The sequence below is a fragment of the Ruegeria sp. CDSA241 genome (genome assembly GCF_059611265.1).
Map to the genome: position 1 here is coordinate 1 of NZ_JBXWPF010000033.1, position 16,035 is coordinate 16,035.

17 protein-coding genes and 1 pseudogene are annotated in these 16,035 nt (G+C 54.0%); 6 read left to right on the forward strand and 12 right to left on the reverse strand.

Annotated elements, in window-relative coordinates; genetic code table 11:
• Nucleotides 1-268: 268 nt before the first annotated feature.
• The 7 genes from uxuA to AC2FJV_RS19880 all read right to left on the reverse strand — a co-directional run bounded on the left by uxuA (nt 269) and on the right by AC2FJV_RS19880 (nt 6,510).
• Complete coding sequence (uxuA, locus tag AC2FJV_RS19850; RefSeq protein WP_496690607.1) at nt 269-1,504, reverse strand: mannonate dehydratase; 1,236 nt, start codon at nt 1,502-1,504, stop codon at nt 269-271.
• 31 nt (nt 1,505-1,535) lie between these two features.
• Complete coding sequence (locus AC2FJV_RS19855; protein WP_281973966.1) at nt 1,536-2,456, reverse strand: sugar kinase; 921 nt, start codon at nt 2,454-2,456, stop codon at nt 1,536-1,538.
• A 5-nt stretch (nt 2,457-2,461) separates the two neighbouring features.
• Complete coding sequence (locus AC2FJV_RS19860; protein WP_281973965.1) at nt 2,462-2,773, reverse strand: cupin domain-containing protein; 312 nt, start codon at nt 2,771-2,773, stop codon at nt 2,462-2,464.
• A gap of 18 nt (nt 2,774-2,791) precedes the next feature.
• On the reverse strand, nt 2,792-3,535 hold the full coding sequence (locus tag AC2FJV_RS19865) for an SDR family NAD(P)-dependent oxidoreductase (RefSeq protein WP_271952733.1): 744 nt from the start codon (nt 3,533-3,535) through the stop codon (nt 2,792-2,794).
• A 96-nt stretch (nt 3,536-3,631) separates the two neighbouring features.
• Nucleotides 3,632-4,942 (reverse strand): TRAP transporter large permease, encoded by a 1,311-nt coding sequence (locus tag AC2FJV_RS19870; RefSeq protein WP_271952730.1) that lies wholly within the window; start codon nt 4,940-4,942, stop codon nt 3,632-3,634.
• Nucleotides 4,939-5,433, reverse strand: coding sequence for a TRAP transporter small permease (locus tag AC2FJV_RS19875; protein WP_282027911.1), 495 nt, complete (start codon nt 5,431-5,433; stop codon nt 4,939-4,941). The genes AC2FJV_RS19870 and AC2FJV_RS19875 overlap by 4 nt, the downstream gene beginning before the upstream one ends.
• A gap of 93 nt (nt 5,434-5,526) precedes the next feature.
• Entirely contained in the window at nt 5,527-6,510 is a 984-nt protein-coding gene (locus tag AC2FJV_RS19880) for a TRAP transporter substrate-binding protein (RefSeq protein WP_282027912.1), read from the reverse strand.
• 341 nt (nt 6,511-6,851) lie between these two features.
• Between AC2FJV_RS19880 and AC2FJV_RS19885 the strand changes: the two genes are divergently transcribed.
• Both AC2FJV_RS19885 and AC2FJV_RS19890 read left to right on the forward strand, forming a co-directional pair.
• A complete protein-coding gene (locus AC2FJV_RS19885; RefSeq protein ID WP_496714459.1) occupies nt 6,852-7,532 on the forward strand; it encodes a GntR family transcriptional regulator in 681 nt (226 codons plus the stop codon).
• Nucleotides 7,533-7,652: 120 nt separating this feature from the next.
• Nucleotides 7,653-8,440: pseudogene (locus tag AC2FJV_RS19890) on the forward strand (IS5 family transposase).
• Between the two features lie 295 nt (nt 8,441-8,735).
• On the opposite strand, the gene AC2FJV_RS19895 reads toward AC2FJV_RS19890, so the two are convergent.
• The 5 genes from AC2FJV_RS19895 to AC2FJV_RS19915 are packed head-to-tail and all read right to left on the reverse strand — an operon-like array spanning nt 8,736 to nt 12,376.
• On the reverse strand, nt 8,736-9,305 hold the full coding sequence (locus tag AC2FJV_RS19895; protein ID WP_142640372.1) for a TetR/AcrR family transcriptional regulator: 570 nt from the start codon (nt 9,303-9,305) through the stop codon (nt 8,736-8,738).
• 3 nt (nt 9,306-9,308) lie between these two features.
• Nucleotides 9,309-10,367 carry a flavin monoamine oxidase family protein gene (locus AC2FJV_RS19900; RefSeq protein WP_496714460.1) on the reverse strand — a complete coding sequence of 353 codons (1,059 nt, stop codon included), beginning with the start codon at nt 10,365-10,367 and terminating at the stop codon, nt 9,309-9,311.
• 3 nt (nt 10,368-10,370) lie between these two features.
• Nucleotides 10,371-11,054 carry an SDR family NAD(P)-dependent oxidoreductase gene (locus AC2FJV_RS19905; RefSeq protein ID WP_496714462.1) on the reverse strand — a complete coding sequence of 228 codons (684 nt, stop codon included), beginning with the start codon at nt 11,052-11,054 and terminating at the stop codon, nt 10,371-10,373.
• The gene (locus AC2FJV_RS19910; protein ID WP_496714464.1) at nt 11,054-11,722 is read right to left on the reverse strand and encodes a cupin domain-containing protein; all 669 of its coding nucleotides are present in this window, start codon (nt 11,720-11,722) and stop codon (nt 11,054-11,056) included. Before AC2FJV_RS19910 ends, AC2FJV_RS19905 begins: the two co-directional genes overlap by 1 nt.
• Before the next feature lie 33 nt (nt 11,723-11,755).
• On the reverse strand, nt 11,756-12,376 hold the full coding sequence (locus AC2FJV_RS19915) for a glutathione S-transferase family protein (RefSeq protein ID WP_496714466.1): 621 nt from the start codon (nt 12,374-12,376) through the stop codon (nt 11,756-11,758).
• A 198-nt stretch (nt 12,377-12,574) separates the two neighbouring features.
• On the opposite strand from AC2FJV_RS19915, the gene AC2FJV_RS19920 reads away from it, so the two are divergent.
• The 4 genes from AC2FJV_RS19920 (at nt 12,575) to AC2FJV_RS19935 (ending at nt 15,897) form a co-directional block, all read left to right on the forward strand.
• A complete protein-coding gene (locus tag AC2FJV_RS19920; protein WP_496690612.1) occupies nt 12,575-13,405 on the forward strand; it encodes an IS5 family transposase in 831 nt (276 codons plus the stop codon).
• 425 nt (nt 13,406-13,830) lie between these two features.
• Entirely contained in the window at nt 13,831-14,505 is a 675-nt protein-coding gene (locus AC2FJV_RS19925; protein WP_496690613.1) for a phosphatidylserine decarboxylase, read from the forward strand.
• 12 nt (nt 14,506-14,517) lie between these two features.
• Entirely contained in the window at nt 14,518-15,264 is a 747-nt protein-coding gene (gene pssA / locus AC2FJV_RS19930) for a CDP-diacylglycerol--serine O-phosphatidyltransferase (RefSeq protein WP_282027913.1), read from the forward strand.
• 9 nt (nt 15,265-15,273) lie between these two features.
• A complete protein-coding gene (locus AC2FJV_RS19935) occupies nt 15,274-15,897 on the forward strand; it encodes a class I SAM-dependent methyltransferase (protein ID WP_282027914.1) in 624 nt (207 codons plus the stop codon).
• The last annotated feature ends 138 nt before the right edge of the window (nt 15,898-16,035 follow it).

The window sequence follows — 16,035 nt, forward strand, 5'->3', positions numbered from 1 at the left end:
CAGGTGCCCGAAGGTCTTCCTCTCAGCAATCGCCATCGCAGCTCTCGTCATCTATTGGCTATGAGTCCTGACCCTAGGCGCCAACAGTTCGACCAACCGGTTTCCTCGAACCGGACCTTCATGCAAAGCGCAGCATTTTCAACCGCTCAAGACCCAAAGCGCGCACACAGCGGACTTCTGCCGACAGGTTACTGTCGTCTTCTGATCACATACTGGTATCATCAAGCCCAGCAAAAGGTCTGATCTGTCCGGAGGAGCAGACGCTCGCTTAAATGCCGCGAATATTGGCATCGGACCCAGGTGAAATCAAAGTGCAACCGTGCATAACACCGCGCAGTTCGGCGAGGCCGCGCATTCTGCCTATGAGCGGGTAGCCGGGCTGGGAAGGACGAGCGAGATCGTTCAGCAAAGCGTGGCCATGGTCCGGGCGCATGGGAATCTCATAATCTGATCGCCCCTGATTGCGGCGCCGCGTTTCTTCGACCATCAAGGCGCGAATTGTTGCAACCATATCTGTGTCTCCGGCCAAATGTTCGGACTCGGAAAAACTATGGCGATTGCGGTCGCTTGAACCGTCCCGCACGGTATTGCGAAGATGTACAAAGTGGATCCGATGGCCGAGCTGAGCAATGAAGGATACTGGGTCGAAGTCTTCGGCAACACCCAATGACCCGGTGCATAGCGTTGCTCCGTTTGCCGGGCTGTCAACGGCATCCAACACGGTCGCGTAATCACTTTGCGACGACATGACCCGTGGAAGCCCAAGCAGTGGAAAAGGTGGGTCATCTGGATGGCAACAGAGCCGGACGCCGAGGTCTTCGGCCGTTGGAACAACCTCGGAAAGGAAATCAACCAGGTTGGAGCGGAGGGTTTCGGGCGTCACGCCAACATATGCGTCGAGGTTTCGTTTCACGTCCTCAAGAGACCAATTGTCGTTCGCCCCCGGCAAACCAGCGACGATATTGTTCGACAGTTTCAGGCGATCTCCATCACCCAGATCTGCAAACCGGGCCCGTGCGGCTTCTATGATCACCGCTGAATAATCTTGCTCCGCGCGTTGCCTGCATAGGATGAAACAATCGAACATGACAAAATCCAAGAGATCAAACCGCATTGCGTGCCCACCATGTGGCAGCGGATGGCTCAGGTCTGTACGCGTCCAATCCAGCACTGGCATGAAGTTGTAGCAGACTGTGTGAATGCCACATTCGGCCAAATTACGTAGGCTTTCCTTGTACATTTCAAGGTGTTGCCTTACCGGGCCGGTTTGCGATTTGATCGCTTCGGACACCGGAACGCTTTCAACAACGTCCCAGGTCAATCCAGATGGAACGCCTCCGGGCTGCTCAATCTGTTGCTGCCGCTCTTTGATGTGCTCGACTGACCAAACCTCTCCTGTTGGAACATGGTGCAAGGCTGAGACGATGCCGGTTGCACCGGTTTGCCTGATTTCGCCAATGGAGATCGCATCAGAAGGGCCAAACCAGCGCCAAGTCTGTTTCATGATCTTGCTACTCCTTGATCAAGACGTATCACTAACCCGTCTCATCCTTACCAAGATCTAAGTTAACCGGGACGAGTGCGCCTTTGTGACGGACGACATGGCCTGCCAGACGACACCCCTTGCGTATGCCTGTTGCCAAATCATCCTGCCTAACAACGCTTACCAAGACACCTGCATTGAAACTGTCCCCTGCCGCAGTGGTATCGACAATGCCCCTCGCTGGATCAACGCCTACCTCTCCACGTTGACCTGCTTTTTGAAAAACCACAGGCTGCGCGCTGTTCTTGACGACAATCTGATCGACACCAGCCTTTGCATACCGATCCAACGTCGCAATTGAATCGCCGTCCCCGAACCATACGGCTTCGTCATCATAAGATGGCAGAACGATATCGGATTGCGCAGCAGCTTTCATAACTGTGTCTGTCATTTCCTGCGGCGTAGACCAAAGCTGTGGTCTTAGATTTGTATCAAAGGCAACAGTCGTTCCGGATGCACGTGCACGACGCAACGCAATTAACAGAATTTCGCGTGATTGTGGATCGAGAATAGCGAGGGTTATTCCAGAAAAGTAGATTAAGTCTGCGCCCTTAACTGCCCGCCCGAGTGCAATCTCGTCGACCGCAAGTTGCCTGGCGGCAGAGTCGCTGCGCCAGTATGAAAAACTGCGCTCACCATTGCTGAGATGGATGAGATATAGCCCAATCGTTTTGCCCGCAATGACTTGGACGTGCGTGTCGGATATCCTGCTGTCTTTCATGAACGCCCGCAGATCCTGCGAAATCGCATCATCTCCGACAGCCGTCAGATAGTTGACGTCGATATCTGCGGCGATTTGTGCAAGATACCATGCTGTATTGAAGGTATCGCCCGCAAAACCAAGCTTGAATTCACCAACCCGTTCAGATGGGGCAAGTTCTGCCATGCATTCGCCGATTGCCAGTACACGCATATCAGTTACAGAAAATCATCGCGGCGGGGCGTGAAACTGTCGACCAATGTCCCAGGTTCCAGGCATGTGCAGCCATGGGTTTGGCCGGGCGGGATGACAAAACTTTCACCGGGGCCAAACTCTTGTTCGTGCTCACCCAACGTAAACCGAAATCGACCGCTTTCGACATAGGTCGCCTGCACATGCGGATGGCTGTGTAGGGCACCAATCGCCCCGGTCGCGTAAAACCGGAAGGCAACAACCATGAGGTCAGGATGATCAGATAGCACCTGCCGCGTGACATGTTCACCTGTAGAGACGATCGGGAAATTGGGCACAGGTTCTCTCCTTGCTTGTTAGGAAAACAGCATGCCACCGTTGAGATCAATGTTTGCGCCCGTGATGAAGGCACTGTCCTCGCAGGCCAGAAATAAAACGAGATTTGCAGCGTCATCGACATGACCCTGACGCTTTAGCGGTGCGTTGGCTTCAAAGCCGCGTCGACCAGCATCAGGTGTATGAACATTGTGAAAATCGGTATCGATCATGCCAGGACAAAGTGCATTCACACGAATGTCGGGGCCGACCTCTTTTGCCAAACCGCGTGTCATGGTCATGACCGCGCCCTTGGCTGTGGCATAGGCGACGGCACCCGGTCCACCACCATCGCGCCCGGCCTGACTGGCGAGATTGACGATAGTTCCAGACGTCATCCTGGACAGGCAAGCCTGCGTCATCAGGAATGTGCTGGTCAGATTCAGGCTCATCACGGCGTCCCAATGTTCAACAGACATTTCCGCAATGGTTTTGCGGGCGATCAGACCGCCTGCATTATTGACCAGAATATCGACGCCGCCAAAGGTTTCGACCGTGCGATACACAAGCGCGTCAACATCCGCCTTCTTGTTCAGGTCGCCCTGCACGGCAATCGCCTTACCGCCGTTGGCTTCGATTGCGGCAACAGCTTCATCCGCGCCGTTTGAGCTGGAAAAATAGTTGATCGCAACATTTGCGCCTTCAGAGGCGAGTTTGATCGCAACCGCGCGGCCAATATCACGGCCTCCTCCGGTTACAATGGCGGTTTTACCTGCAAGTTTCATGTCGGTCCTTCCTATTACAAAGCGCCAGCTTCGCTTGTGTCACGGATTTCAGTTGGCTGCCCTCTCAGAGCGCTCACAGCGCAAGTTGAGACGCCATTATCGGAACGCCCCCGGCATAACTGCCTTTGGGAGCCACAGAATGATTTCGGGGAATGCCGCCAACAGAATGAGGATGACCAGCATTGGGGCAAGGATAAGCACGACCTCACGCAGGACTTGCACAACATTCAGGCCACCGATCGCTGCAGAGATGAGCAAACACAAGCCGTATGGCGGTGTCACCAGCCCGAAGGCAAGCGAGACAATGCCGATGATAGCGAAGGCGATCGGATCAACCCCACCCGCCTGCGCCACGGGCATCAGAACCGTGCCAAGAATGATGATTGTCGGGATTGCATCGATGAACAGGCCAAAGAGAAGAAACAGAAGGGCAATCAAGATAGCCGTTCCAAATGCCCCGAACTCCCAAGCAGTCAGAACACTGACAATCAGGCGCGGCGCATCGTAGAACGACAGTAGCCATCCGAATGCCGAGGCGGTGCCGATCGCAAACAGAGAGATGGCTGCAAATCGTGCGGTGTCATAGAGGATCGTACCCAAATCTCTGACAGTGACCGTCCGATAGACAAACATGCCCAAGATCAGCGCATAACCCGCCGCTATGATTGCACTTTCAGTTGGTGTGACAAGACCACCTACAATACCGCCAATCACAAAGACCGGTGTCAAAAGGGCCAGTGCGGCGCCTTTCCAAGCGGCCCAGAACTCACCCCAGTTCGGCGTCGCCGTCACCGGGTAATTGCGGGCTTTTGCGAAACCATAGACCGTAGCCATCAAGGCGAGGCCAATCATCAGGCCTGGAATCGCGCCGCCCAAAAACAATGCGCCGACAGAGACCTGCATGACACCGCCCCAAACGATCATCAAAATCGACGGCGGGATGATGACCCCCATCACCGAAGAGCAGGCCGTGATAGCAACGGCAAACCGCGTGTCGTACCCCTCTTTCTGCATGGCTGGGATCAGGATTTTTCCGATACCCGCCGCATCTGCTGTGGAAGATCCGGAGATACCAGCGAACAGCATCGACACAGCGACATTTACATGACCCAATCCGCCGGGCATCCAGCCGGTTAGCACACGGGCCAGTTCGATCAGCCGGTCGGTTACTTTGCCGGAATTCATCAGGTTGGCCGCCAGTAGAAAGAATGGAACGGCCAATAAGATGAAGGAGTTATAGGATTGGAACATCCGATCCAGCACGATGAACGGGGTCAGCCGCAGCTCAAGCAACACAACCGGGAGGGTCGCCAAACCCAATGCGAATGCCACTGGGATGCGGATGAAAATCAGCACCAGAAAGCCAGCAATAAGCATCGTGGCGGCAGTTGCAGTATCGAGGATCATGTCTGGCTGCTCTCTCGGTTTAGATATTTCGCGATGGTTTCGGACAACCGGTAGCCTGACAGGAGAAACCAAAACCCTCCGGCAATCGGGACCGATACGTGCGTGATCGCGAGGTTTGCACGCATCATTACAGATCGTTGGTTGCCCCCAAATTCGGTGTATTCGATGCCGTAAAACAGGAAGAACGCCCCAAAAATCATGATGGCAACGTGAACGATGCCGTCTTGGAACAAACGTGGCAGCGGTCTCATTGCGTTGCGGGTAATTCGAACGTCAAAATGGGTGCCGTCCCAAACAGCGACAATAGACCCGATCATCACAATCCAGACGAACAGGAACGTCGCCAGTTCTTCGGTCCAAAGGTAAGTTGGGATCAAACCGGTGTAGCGAGAGACAACTTGCATCGCGACCGGTATCGCCAATGCCCCCATCATCACGCCAAGCAATATACGAAGCCCAGTGCAGAACCTATCCAGATATTTTCCAAGCATGTTCCACCCTACATCGCAATGTGACGCGCCAAGCGCATCGGAAATTGTGCCGACAGGCGAGCTTGAAGACTCACCCGCCCGTCAGCCGGGAGATTACATTCCGCGAACGTTGTTGAGCAGTTCTGTCGCCCCCAGCTCTTCGGCATAGGCGTCCTGCACTGGCTGAACCAGTTCCAGCATTTTCTCGCGACCCTCGAACTCATGCACTTCGATCTGACCTGCGTCGATCATTGCTTGAAGTTTTTCACCATCCTGACCGCTCTCTAGTGCGCGACCAAATGCACCGGCCTCAGCGCCGGCATCCATGATGGCGGCTTGCAGGTTCTCAGGCAGTTCATCGAAGATTTTTGCTGACATCACAATTGGGCGCACGGTGATCGTGTGCTGGGTCAATGAGACATGCGGCGCAACTTCGTAGAACTTCAGGTTCTGGATCGAGGCCGCTTCATTCTCAAATCCGGCGATAACGCCTGTCTGGATTGCGTTGTAGACTTCGTTGTAAGCGATGGCGGAAGGTGCCGCTCCAACAGCTGAGAATGTCTGGGCCTGAATTGGGGCCCCCATGACGCGCATGCGGTGTCCGGCAAGTTCATCCATGTTTGTGATGGGCTCGGCTGAGGCCAGGTTCCGCACACCGCCGCCATGATACCCAACAATCACGATACCTGCAGCTTCGCGCAGATCGTCCTCAAGGGGTTTCAGCGCATCCGACGAAAGGACCGCATCCCAGTGTTCAAGATCACGGAACAGGAAAGGCATATCCATCAAAGGAATGGACTCTGAAAACACCGCCATGTTGGACGGGGCAAGGATCGTATAATCTACGGCGACACCTTGGTTGAGGTAGGTGACGTAATCGGACTCAACCCCAAGCTCACCATTCAGGCGCAGATCAAATTCGACCTCGCCATCATATTTCTCTGCGACCAGTCGTTCAAACTCGCGCAAGGTCTTAGTGAATGCATGTTCTTCATCAAACATGCTTGCCCCGCGCAGTGTGACATCAGCTTGCGCGGTCGAAACCCCGCCCAACAAAACAGCCGTCACAGCCAACGTCTTTAGTGAAAAATTGAACATTCTATCCTCCCAGATCAGGTTCAGGTCTTGTTTTCTTCCAGTCGTCTTTGACCGGCGATCGTGTTCGAAACCTTACAAGTGGTCACGCCAGATCAGCCTTCACCCCAATTTGGATGATCTGATTTCCTCCCAGCTAGCACACTTGTTCCGCCCTCGTTGATGGGCACACCCAACACGATAACTGGGATACTAGTCAACATAAATTTTCTAGATACTATTTAGATATGTGATATTTTCCTTTTAGAACAATGAATATAATGTAACCTAGTATCCTAATTTGCTCTATTAATTCTCTCTCTGATCTGCCACAATGTCGCCAAACAGAGGTTGGAAAACAAAAAATGGCAGCTTTGGGAACCCTTGAACGTACGACGAGTAGCGATGTCGTCTTTGACGAACTGTTTGGACAAATCACCCGCCTGGAGCTGCTTCCAGGGACAAAGATATCCGAAACGGATGTTGCGAAATCATTCGGGTTTTCACGCCAGCCTGTGCGCGAGGCTTTCACGCGACTTTCCAACCTCAATCTCCTTTTGGTGCGGCCACAACGCGCGACAGTTGTTCGACCGTTCTCACGCCAGCTCATCGCGAATGCCCGCTTTGTGCGTGCCGCAGTCGAATTGGAGGTCATCCGCACTGCCGTGTCAGATCGCGACAAGTCGGTAGACGCGGCATTAAAAGCTAACCTTCGTGAACAGGCGGATGCAATCTCAGCAGAAGATGTCAATTTGTTCCATGATCTGGACTACCAGTTTCACAAACTGCTTTGCGCCTCGGCCAAACAGGCGTTTGCGTTTGAAATCATCGCCGAAAACAAAGCGCAGGTTGACCGCCTTTGCATGCTGGCATTAACCAGCAAAGAAGCAATGGATGAGTTGTATCTGGATCATCAATCTCTTTTAAAGGCCCTGTTCAGCGGGGATGCGTGGGCGGCGGATCAAGTTCTTCGTACGCATCTTGACCGTTTGACGCCAACCATTCAGGCAATCTACACAACGCATAACGCATACTTTGATGAATAGGTAGCTAGATATCGGATGGCTTTTCGCCTCATCGCCCTAGTCTAAATTCATACATATTAGGTCGTGTTGACAAAAGGGATTCACAACGACCTCTGATCGTTATTCAAGCCGGTATCTGCGATGGAGGCCAGCTTGGCACGAAATCTAATGCCGGACGAGGAGTGGGCGTTCTTTGAACGGTTCATCCTTTCGGTCCGTGCCCCGAATGGGCGCAAACCTACCAATCATCGCCTTGTTCTTGATGGTGTTTTCTGGATTGCGTGTACAGGTGCCCCGCGGCGAGACTTGCCTGAGGAGTTTGGGAAGGGGTCGAGTGTCTACCGACAGTTCCGGCGCTCGACTCTCGCGGGGCTCTGGGAACAGATTCCGGAAGCCTTGACCGAGAGCAAGATCGTTCCTGACGCTCTTCAAATGGTCGACAGTACAGTGGTTCGTGCCCATCATCAGGCAGCGGGCGCAAAAGGGGGACTCCGCAACAGGGTTTTGGCCGCTCAAAAGGCGGCTTCACGACCAAGACCCACCTCCGGGTAAATGCCGCTGGGCTGCCGATGAGAACGGACATCACACCCGGCCAGACATCGGACTATCTTGGATTTGATCGGGTCATGCACGACAACCTGCCGGAGCCAGTCGTGCTGCTGGCCGACAAAGGTTACGATGCCGACCGTATTCGCACCGAACTGCACAGCCGAAGCATTCGACCGGTGATCCCAATGCGAAAGTCCCGAAAGAGGCGCGTTGGGTTGGATTGGCCTCTCTACCGGCTAAGAAACCTGGTCGAGAGATGTTTCAACAAACTTATGAATGCTCGGCGAGTGGCTACCCGCTAAGATAAGGCAGCCGAAAGCTTTCTCGGCTTCGTGGATATCACTTCAATCCGCCTCTGGATCCGCCATTTGTCAACATGACCTAGCAGTCGATAACAACTGCATTGTTGCGCATTGCCATGCCGGTGGAGCAGGAGCCATCCACCTCATCTCCTCCGACGGGCCTCACTGCAGCATCGCTAATCCTCGGGCAATGGTAGCAACGGGCCGTCCACAATCTGTGTAGGGCAGGCGGACAACCGATGCCGTATCGCATCTGAGGTCCGTTCAGAGCCCAAAACGACCAATGCTGCAGAGCGCAGCAATGTCTGTTTTTGAACGTGCTCAAGTCCTAACGGACAAAAGCCAGTGTCAGGACGAAGGGTTGCGCATTGGTTTATTGAACCAATCGCTTGGACAAAATCTGGACTGCCGCTTCAAACCTTTGCGGGTCCTGTGCCACTCGGGCTGCCAGTTGTGCGCCCTCGAGCAAAGGCAGTGTTGCGGCGGCTTCTGCTGCCGGATCGGCAACATGTAGGATCGTTCCATCGCCCTGACCCAGTGAAAATACCCTCGCAAGCCATTCGGTCATCATTGTGCGAAAACGGTTCATCTCGGCAATCGTGTCTGCTGATAGATTTTCTGTACTGGTCGAAAAAGACACGCACAGGCACAAGCTTTGACCACCTTCAAGTGCGCCACGATACCGCTTGATCAAAGCGGCCAAGCGCGTCGCCCCTGTTGCATGGTCTTGATCAATCTCGCCACAGGCGGTTTCCAAATCTGAATAATACCGCTGCATCAGCGCGACGGCCAAAGCTGCCTTGCTGGCGAAATGATGGTGAATGCTGGCCTTTGTGATTCCGACGTCGGCGGCCAGGTCGGCATAGCTGAACCCATCAAAGCCACGCCTGCGCGCGGCCCGTTCAGCCGAATTGAGCAGAGTTGTCTTGGTGTCGGTCGCCATGTGTTATCCAAGATTTTGGGCGTTTAGGCTGTGTAGGACATTCTCTGCCGCTTCCAAAGCACCTTCGATATAGCCGCCGAAAACCGGGGCGACCTCTGTTCCTGCGAAATGCAGCTTTCCGTTCCACAGATTGCTCATCGCCTTCGGTAGACCGTATGTCGGATGGGCATATAGAGGTACCTTATCCGCCTCAGTTGCAGTGTAAGGATCAATGGCCCAGTCTTTCAAGTAGAGCTTTTGGGGCTCGGCGGCTTCAGGCCCGAACAACCGTGTTAATTGAGCGTGCAGGTGCTGACGCAGCAGTTGTTCGTCCGCGCGACCTTGGGGCGGTACACCGATGAAGCCAAATAGCGCGTATGGTCCGCCCTCAGGGGGGGATGCATCATGGATTTCGACCATCGGTCCTTTCCGGCTCATTGCATCACCGGACAGTCCTTGTTTGCGCCAGAATGGTTTGTCGTACACCGCAACAGCCTTGGCCTGACCTGCCATCCATGTCGCGATGCCTTTCATGGTTTGGGCGGCTTCGGCAGACAATGCGGGCGAAAATGCGATTTCGGCCGCAACACGTGGGGGCACAGCGAGGACAGCTTGATCCGCGTGGATCTGTTCGCCCTTTGCCGTTGTTGCAATGAATTGATCGCCGGACATGTCAAGTTTAACAACCGGCGCGTTTAGCTGTTTGCGATGATCCGGCAGGCAGTTGGCCAATGCGTCTGTCAGAGCAGCCAACCCTCCCTTTAGCCGCCATGACCCTTCCATTGATGAAAAACCCTGCCCGCGTTGCACGTTGCCATGTTCATCCTCAAAGGTCTGAGCGCCCTCGGCGAATTGGTCGAACTTTGTCAGACCAAACCGATCAATCAGAGCTGCAATACGTGGCTGGCCCGGCCAGAACCAGGCAGGCCCCATGTCAAAGTAGCCTGCCTCCAGATGCTGCGTCATGATTCGCCCGCCAAACCGCGGGCGGGCCTCAATCAGCATATAGTCGCGCCCTTGCGCCTCAAGACGTTCGGCTAAGACAAGTCCTGACAACCCGCCGCCGACAATCAGCGTTTGCATGCGCTAGAACCCTTCGGATGCCGGGCGCAGATCTAGCTCGTGCGTCCATGTGGATTTGGGTTGGCGGGCGAGGCTACAGTAGGCCTCTGCGATGTCCTCGGGCTTCATCATCTTGCCCGGATCAAGGTTGTGCAGGTCCCGAGATCGCGCTGTATCAATGATACCGTCCAGAATCGCGTGGCAGACATGAACACCTGCTGGTTGATACTCCCGTGCAAGCGATTGCGTCAGGCCGCGCAAGGCGAATTTTGCGCTGGCAAAGGCCGAGAATCTTGTACCACCCCGCAAGGACGCTGTGGCGCCAGATACAATGAACGTACCACCGCCAGCGCGGACCATCGGTTGCAGTGTCGATTGGGCAAGCAAAATGGCAGACTGCACCATCGATCCCCACGTGCGTTGATAATCAGCAAGCCGGGTTTCTGCGAAAGGCGCGAAGATCAGTTCGCTCGTGTTGTGGATCACAACCTTGGGCGGGCCATGTTCTGCGATAACCTGTGCCAGGATGCTGGGAACGGCACTCTCGTCCGTCAGGTCCATTTCAAAGAACTGGCCAATCACCGTTTCAGGTTGCGTACGTCCCAAGCCAACGGCAGCAAAGCCATCTTTTGTGAAACGGGACAACAGGGACTGACCAAGGCCAGCCCCCGCGCCGGCCACAAGGACCAAAGGTTTTTCAACACTCATCAGACGGCAGGCGGTTTGGCGTGGGGCAAATGACCCGTCTTGATCCACAGCTTTGCCCCATCAGGGCCAGCCGTTGCAGACAGTTGATCGCCTTCCGGCAGTCGCAGCCATGCTCCTTTTTCAAGCGTATCGCTGCCTTCGGTGACGGAACCGGCAATCACCAGCATTTCGATCCCACCCACATCGGTATTTTCCAGTGTCGCGCCTGCATCAAGGTGGCTGTAGGTAACTGTTTCACGCGCATCACGGTGTAGTTCAGCCGTTGCGACACCATCCACAGGATCGGTCAGTTCTTCGGCCATGGTTTTGCGAAACTGATTGCGGTCGGCCATGTCGAACTGCCACAGCTTTACAAAGATCGTGCAGCCCGGCTCTGACCCCGGCGTATGTGCAGTGGCGGGAGGATTGCGCACATATGTCCCTTCGGGGAAGTCGCCATGTTCGTCCTGAAATACACCATCAAGCACGATGAATTCTTCGCCACCTGTATGGGTGTGTTCCGAAAATTTGCTGCCCGGCGCATAGCGCACAATCGTAGTGGCACGGGCAACTTCGCCGCCGATGCGGTCCAACATACGCCGATCCACACCGGGCATAGGCGAAGCGTTCCACTCAAGCTGTTCAGAATGAACAACCACGCGTGTTTTAAAGTCTGCGTTCAGTTCCATGTTTTTCCTTTCGGCTTGAGTGGTATCGCGTCCTTAACCTGCGATGCTGGGCCGTGCCGAGACCTTTGCACGCCATGCCGTCAGATTGGAGAGTGTCTCTGGAATGTCGACCTTGGCAAAGTCCGCAAAGGCAAGACCGGCAAACGCTGTGATATCAGCAACCGAAAACTCAGAACCAACCAGATATTCATTGTCAGCCAGAACTTCATCCAAGTAAGCCATTGTCTGACCAGCAACTTGCTTTTGCTTGTTGCCCCATTCAGCACATTGATAGGTCTCAAGGTCTGGCCCAAGACCTGGTGTGGCATGGTGAAAGTAGGTTCCCACAGCATTCAGCAGACCATTTTCTGCACGCAGGTTCATCATCGAAATTTGCGCACGTTGTTTTGGTGTCTCTCCGGTCAGCGACGGGCCTTCGAAATGGTTGTCGATATATTCTGTAATCGCATTGCACTGCGAAATATGTGTACCGTCCGCCAACTCAAGGCATGGCACAACGGCATCGGGGTTTTTGGCTTTAAAGGCCTCGGTGCGATGTTCGCCACCCAACACGTCAACCGGAACGAATTGGACCTGGTCTGTTGCGCCTTTTTCAGCAAGCGCAATGCGCACACGTGCGGGGTTTGGGAATCCCTCAGTATCATAGATTTTCATGTCGTCACTCCTTGTGAACTGATATCTATCTACTAGTAGGTAGATATCTTGGGCAAGATGTATTTTGGTCGTTGCGATAACAAGGTTGTTACGATGATAAGTTTAGCAGCGTCTGGATTTGATGCCAGCTTCCTTCGAAGCGGTCATTTGTGTCGTCCTAATGAATAACAATAAAGTCCCGCAAAATGATGTTGTTGCATGGATCGCCGAGCCGCGATATCGCCGCCGCTCACTCTGACGCGAGCGGCGATACATCCCTACAAATTCAATAATGCCCGTCGCATCAAGTTTCCCAAGGCTACGTATCGTGTTACGAACTGCTCGGAATACGACGAAAGTCTCCGGCGTCGAGGTGATGTGACGATCTGGGTTTCTGATGATGTTGTGAAGAACTGGGCTTCGTCACGCCGCAAGACACGCGGCGGTCAATCGCTTTATTCAGATCTGGCAATCGAGATCAGTCTCACTCTGCGGGTCGTGTTTCGACTTCCGCTCAGACAAACTCAGAGTTTCATGCGGTCGATTGCCAGGCTGATGGGCATTGACCTCGTAGTACCGGACTTCTCGACCTTGTCGCGACGCGGTAAGCGGATGAAGATTGTCCAAAACCGGCGAGACGCAAATAAGCCAATCACCCTCATTGTGGACAGCACAGACCTGAAAGTGCGTGGCGACAAGGGCTGGCATGGAGAAAAACACGGCATCAGGAAGGCGCGCAAAACATGGCGCAAGCTCCACATCAGGCTTGACCCGGAAACCGGTGATATCGCTGCAACGGAATTGACCACCGAACACGTGGGCAATGAAACGGCACTGCCAGATTTGCTAGCTGACATGGATGTTGATGTGAACCGCTTTCTGGCGGATGGAGCATATGACGGCCAATGTGTTGCAGACTGTCTGTTGGACAAGTTCGGATCCAGGATTGAGATCATTATACCCCCACCTAAAAACGCGGTTCGCGGCGAGAATGCACGGCGCAATCAACACATCGATACCATCGCTGAACATGGCAGAATGGACTGGTAAAGTGAGACGGGAGACAACCAGCGATCACGGGTTGAAGCCTAGATCGGCAGATGGAAACAAGTTATCGGCGATCGCCTGCAAGCGTGTGATCTCGACCGGCAAATAGCTGAAGCGAAAATTGCATCAAAAGCGCTCAACCGCATGACATCTCTCAATCGTGCGGAGTACGAACGCGTCTTCTAACGTGATGGGGTATGGGGCAAATTCGTCTCAAACCTGATCCATGCAACACGGTCGTGGAATGCCACAACGGAAATCTGGCGCCTAGTCCAACCGCCGATACCTGGGCATCAAAAAAGCTGTCAGTAGAACCCATAAAATTGTAACACCCCGCCATCAATCTTTGCCCACCGCAATAGTCCCACTTGCCTTCCCTACCAATCCACTTATGAAGTTCAATCAGTTGACCTAGGGGAAAGATTGCGATGCGCATGCGCGATACGTTCATCAAACCGATGCACCCGGAAGGTATTCGGTTTGTCGCGATCTTTGCCGCCGTTACGGTCGGTCTGTTTCTCCTGTCTAACATTCTGGGCTGGTTTGGTGTCGGCCTCACGATCTGGTGCTACTATTTCTTTCGCGACCCGGAACGCGTGCCACCCACAGGAGAAGGGTTGATCGTCAGCCCAGCGGACGGGGTGGTTTCGCTGATCGAAGCGGCGGTGCCGCCGAACGAGCTTGGGATGCCTGACACGCCTCTCACCCGTGTCAGTGTGTTCATGAGTGTCTTCAACTGTCATGTGAACCGCACGCCAATTGAAGGTGAGATTACCGCTGTTGCATATCGCCCCGGCAAGTTTTTCAACGCATCCCTGGACAAGGCCAGTGCTGATAATGAGCGCAACAGCCTGCGCATTCGTATGAAAAACGGTCAGGATCTGGCTGTTGTCCAGATTGCCGGCCTCGTGGCCAGACGGATCGTCTGCTTCGTGAAGCCAGGCGCAGCGATGCAAACTGGCGAACGATTTGGATTGATCCGCTTCGGGTCTCGGCTGGATGTTTATCTTCCTGATGGCGTGGTCCTACAAGTGCGTGTAGGGCAAACGATGATTGCGGGCGAAACCGTCCTTGCCAGTTTGCCCACCCTTGAAGAAAAGTAGGTAACTGGATCAGTGGCAAAACCATCCAAACAGGAAGAGACCGAGTTTGCGCTGATCCACTTGTTGCCCAATGCGTTGACCATAACGGCCATATGCGCGGGCCTGTCGGCAATCAGATTTGGCGTTCAGGGCAATTACGTGCTCGCTGTCCAGTTGATAATTGCCGCCTGTGTGCTGGATGGGCTGGATGGCCGTATTGCGCGCCTTCTCAGCAGTGACAGCAAACTGGGGGCCGAACTGGACTCACTTGCAGATTTCTTGAACTTCGGGGTCGCCCCACCGCTCGTTCTTTATTTCTGGGCCTTGCAGGATATACGCAGTGCGGCTTGGATTGCGGTTCTGTTTTTTGCGGTGTGCTGCGTCATGCGACTTGCCCGGTTCAATGTGGGCGGCAAATCCGAAACCTGCGATCAAGATGGGGCCTATTTCGAGGGAGTCCCCGCCCCTGCAGGGGCGCTGCTTGTCATGTTGCCAATGTATCTGTCCTTCGCCTTCGCCGATGCCCCTTTGCTGCCCAGTATATTGATTTGCCTTTATATGGTGATCATAGGTCTTCTGCTTATCAGCCAAATACCGACCTGGTCATTCAAGACGACGCGAATCTCGCGCGAGAACGCAAAGTTTTTTCTCATCGGTGTCGCTGTTGCGGGGGCCGCATTGCTGACTTTCGCCTGGGCTACGTTGATTGTGCTTTGTTTCGGATATGTGGGTACGGTCGCCTGGGCGTGGCTCGACAGGGGAATACCTTCTAACCGTTAAGGACTCGATATGGACATCAAAGCCGTTCAAACTTCCTATGCTCGCTGGGCCCCCATCTACGACAAGACGTTTGGGGCAGTTACCAATGTCGGGCGGCAGCAGGCGGTTGATTTTATCAATAGACGTCCAGGCAAAGTTCTGGAGGTTGGCGTCGGCACCGGACTTTCGCTGGAACATTACGGGCCCGAAACGCAAGTGACCGGAATCGATTTCAGTGAGGACATGCTGCAAAAGGCGCGCGACAAAGCAAAAGATCTATCGCTGAACCATGTTGCCGAGCTGAGGCAAATGGATGCGCGCACGCTTGATTTTCCAGACAACTATTTCGATACGGTTGCGGCAATGCACGTGCTATCCGTCGTACCGGAACCGGAAAGGGTAATGGCGGAAATAGCACGGGTCTGTAAACCGGGTGGAAAAGTAGTAATTACCAACCATTTCCAACGAAAGCGGGGGTTGCTCGCATCCTTGGAACGCGCGATTGCTCCGGTCGCAAATACGATTGGCTGGCATTCTGATTTCGATATTGAAACAGTACTGCAAGAGGATGCGCTTGCCGTAGAGGAGCAAAGAACCCTTCCACCTCTGGGGATGATGACATTTTTGGTACTGAAAAAATCAGTTGTCACGTAACTGTTCAGTGAAAGAACTTGGTACGACTGCAAACAGGAAACTGAGCAACACCAGCTTTTCTTGAGCCTCCCCAACTGAACTGGTCCCCCGTTATGTATAGGAAACGGAGGACCTAGAATGGCAAACAAGAGACCGAAG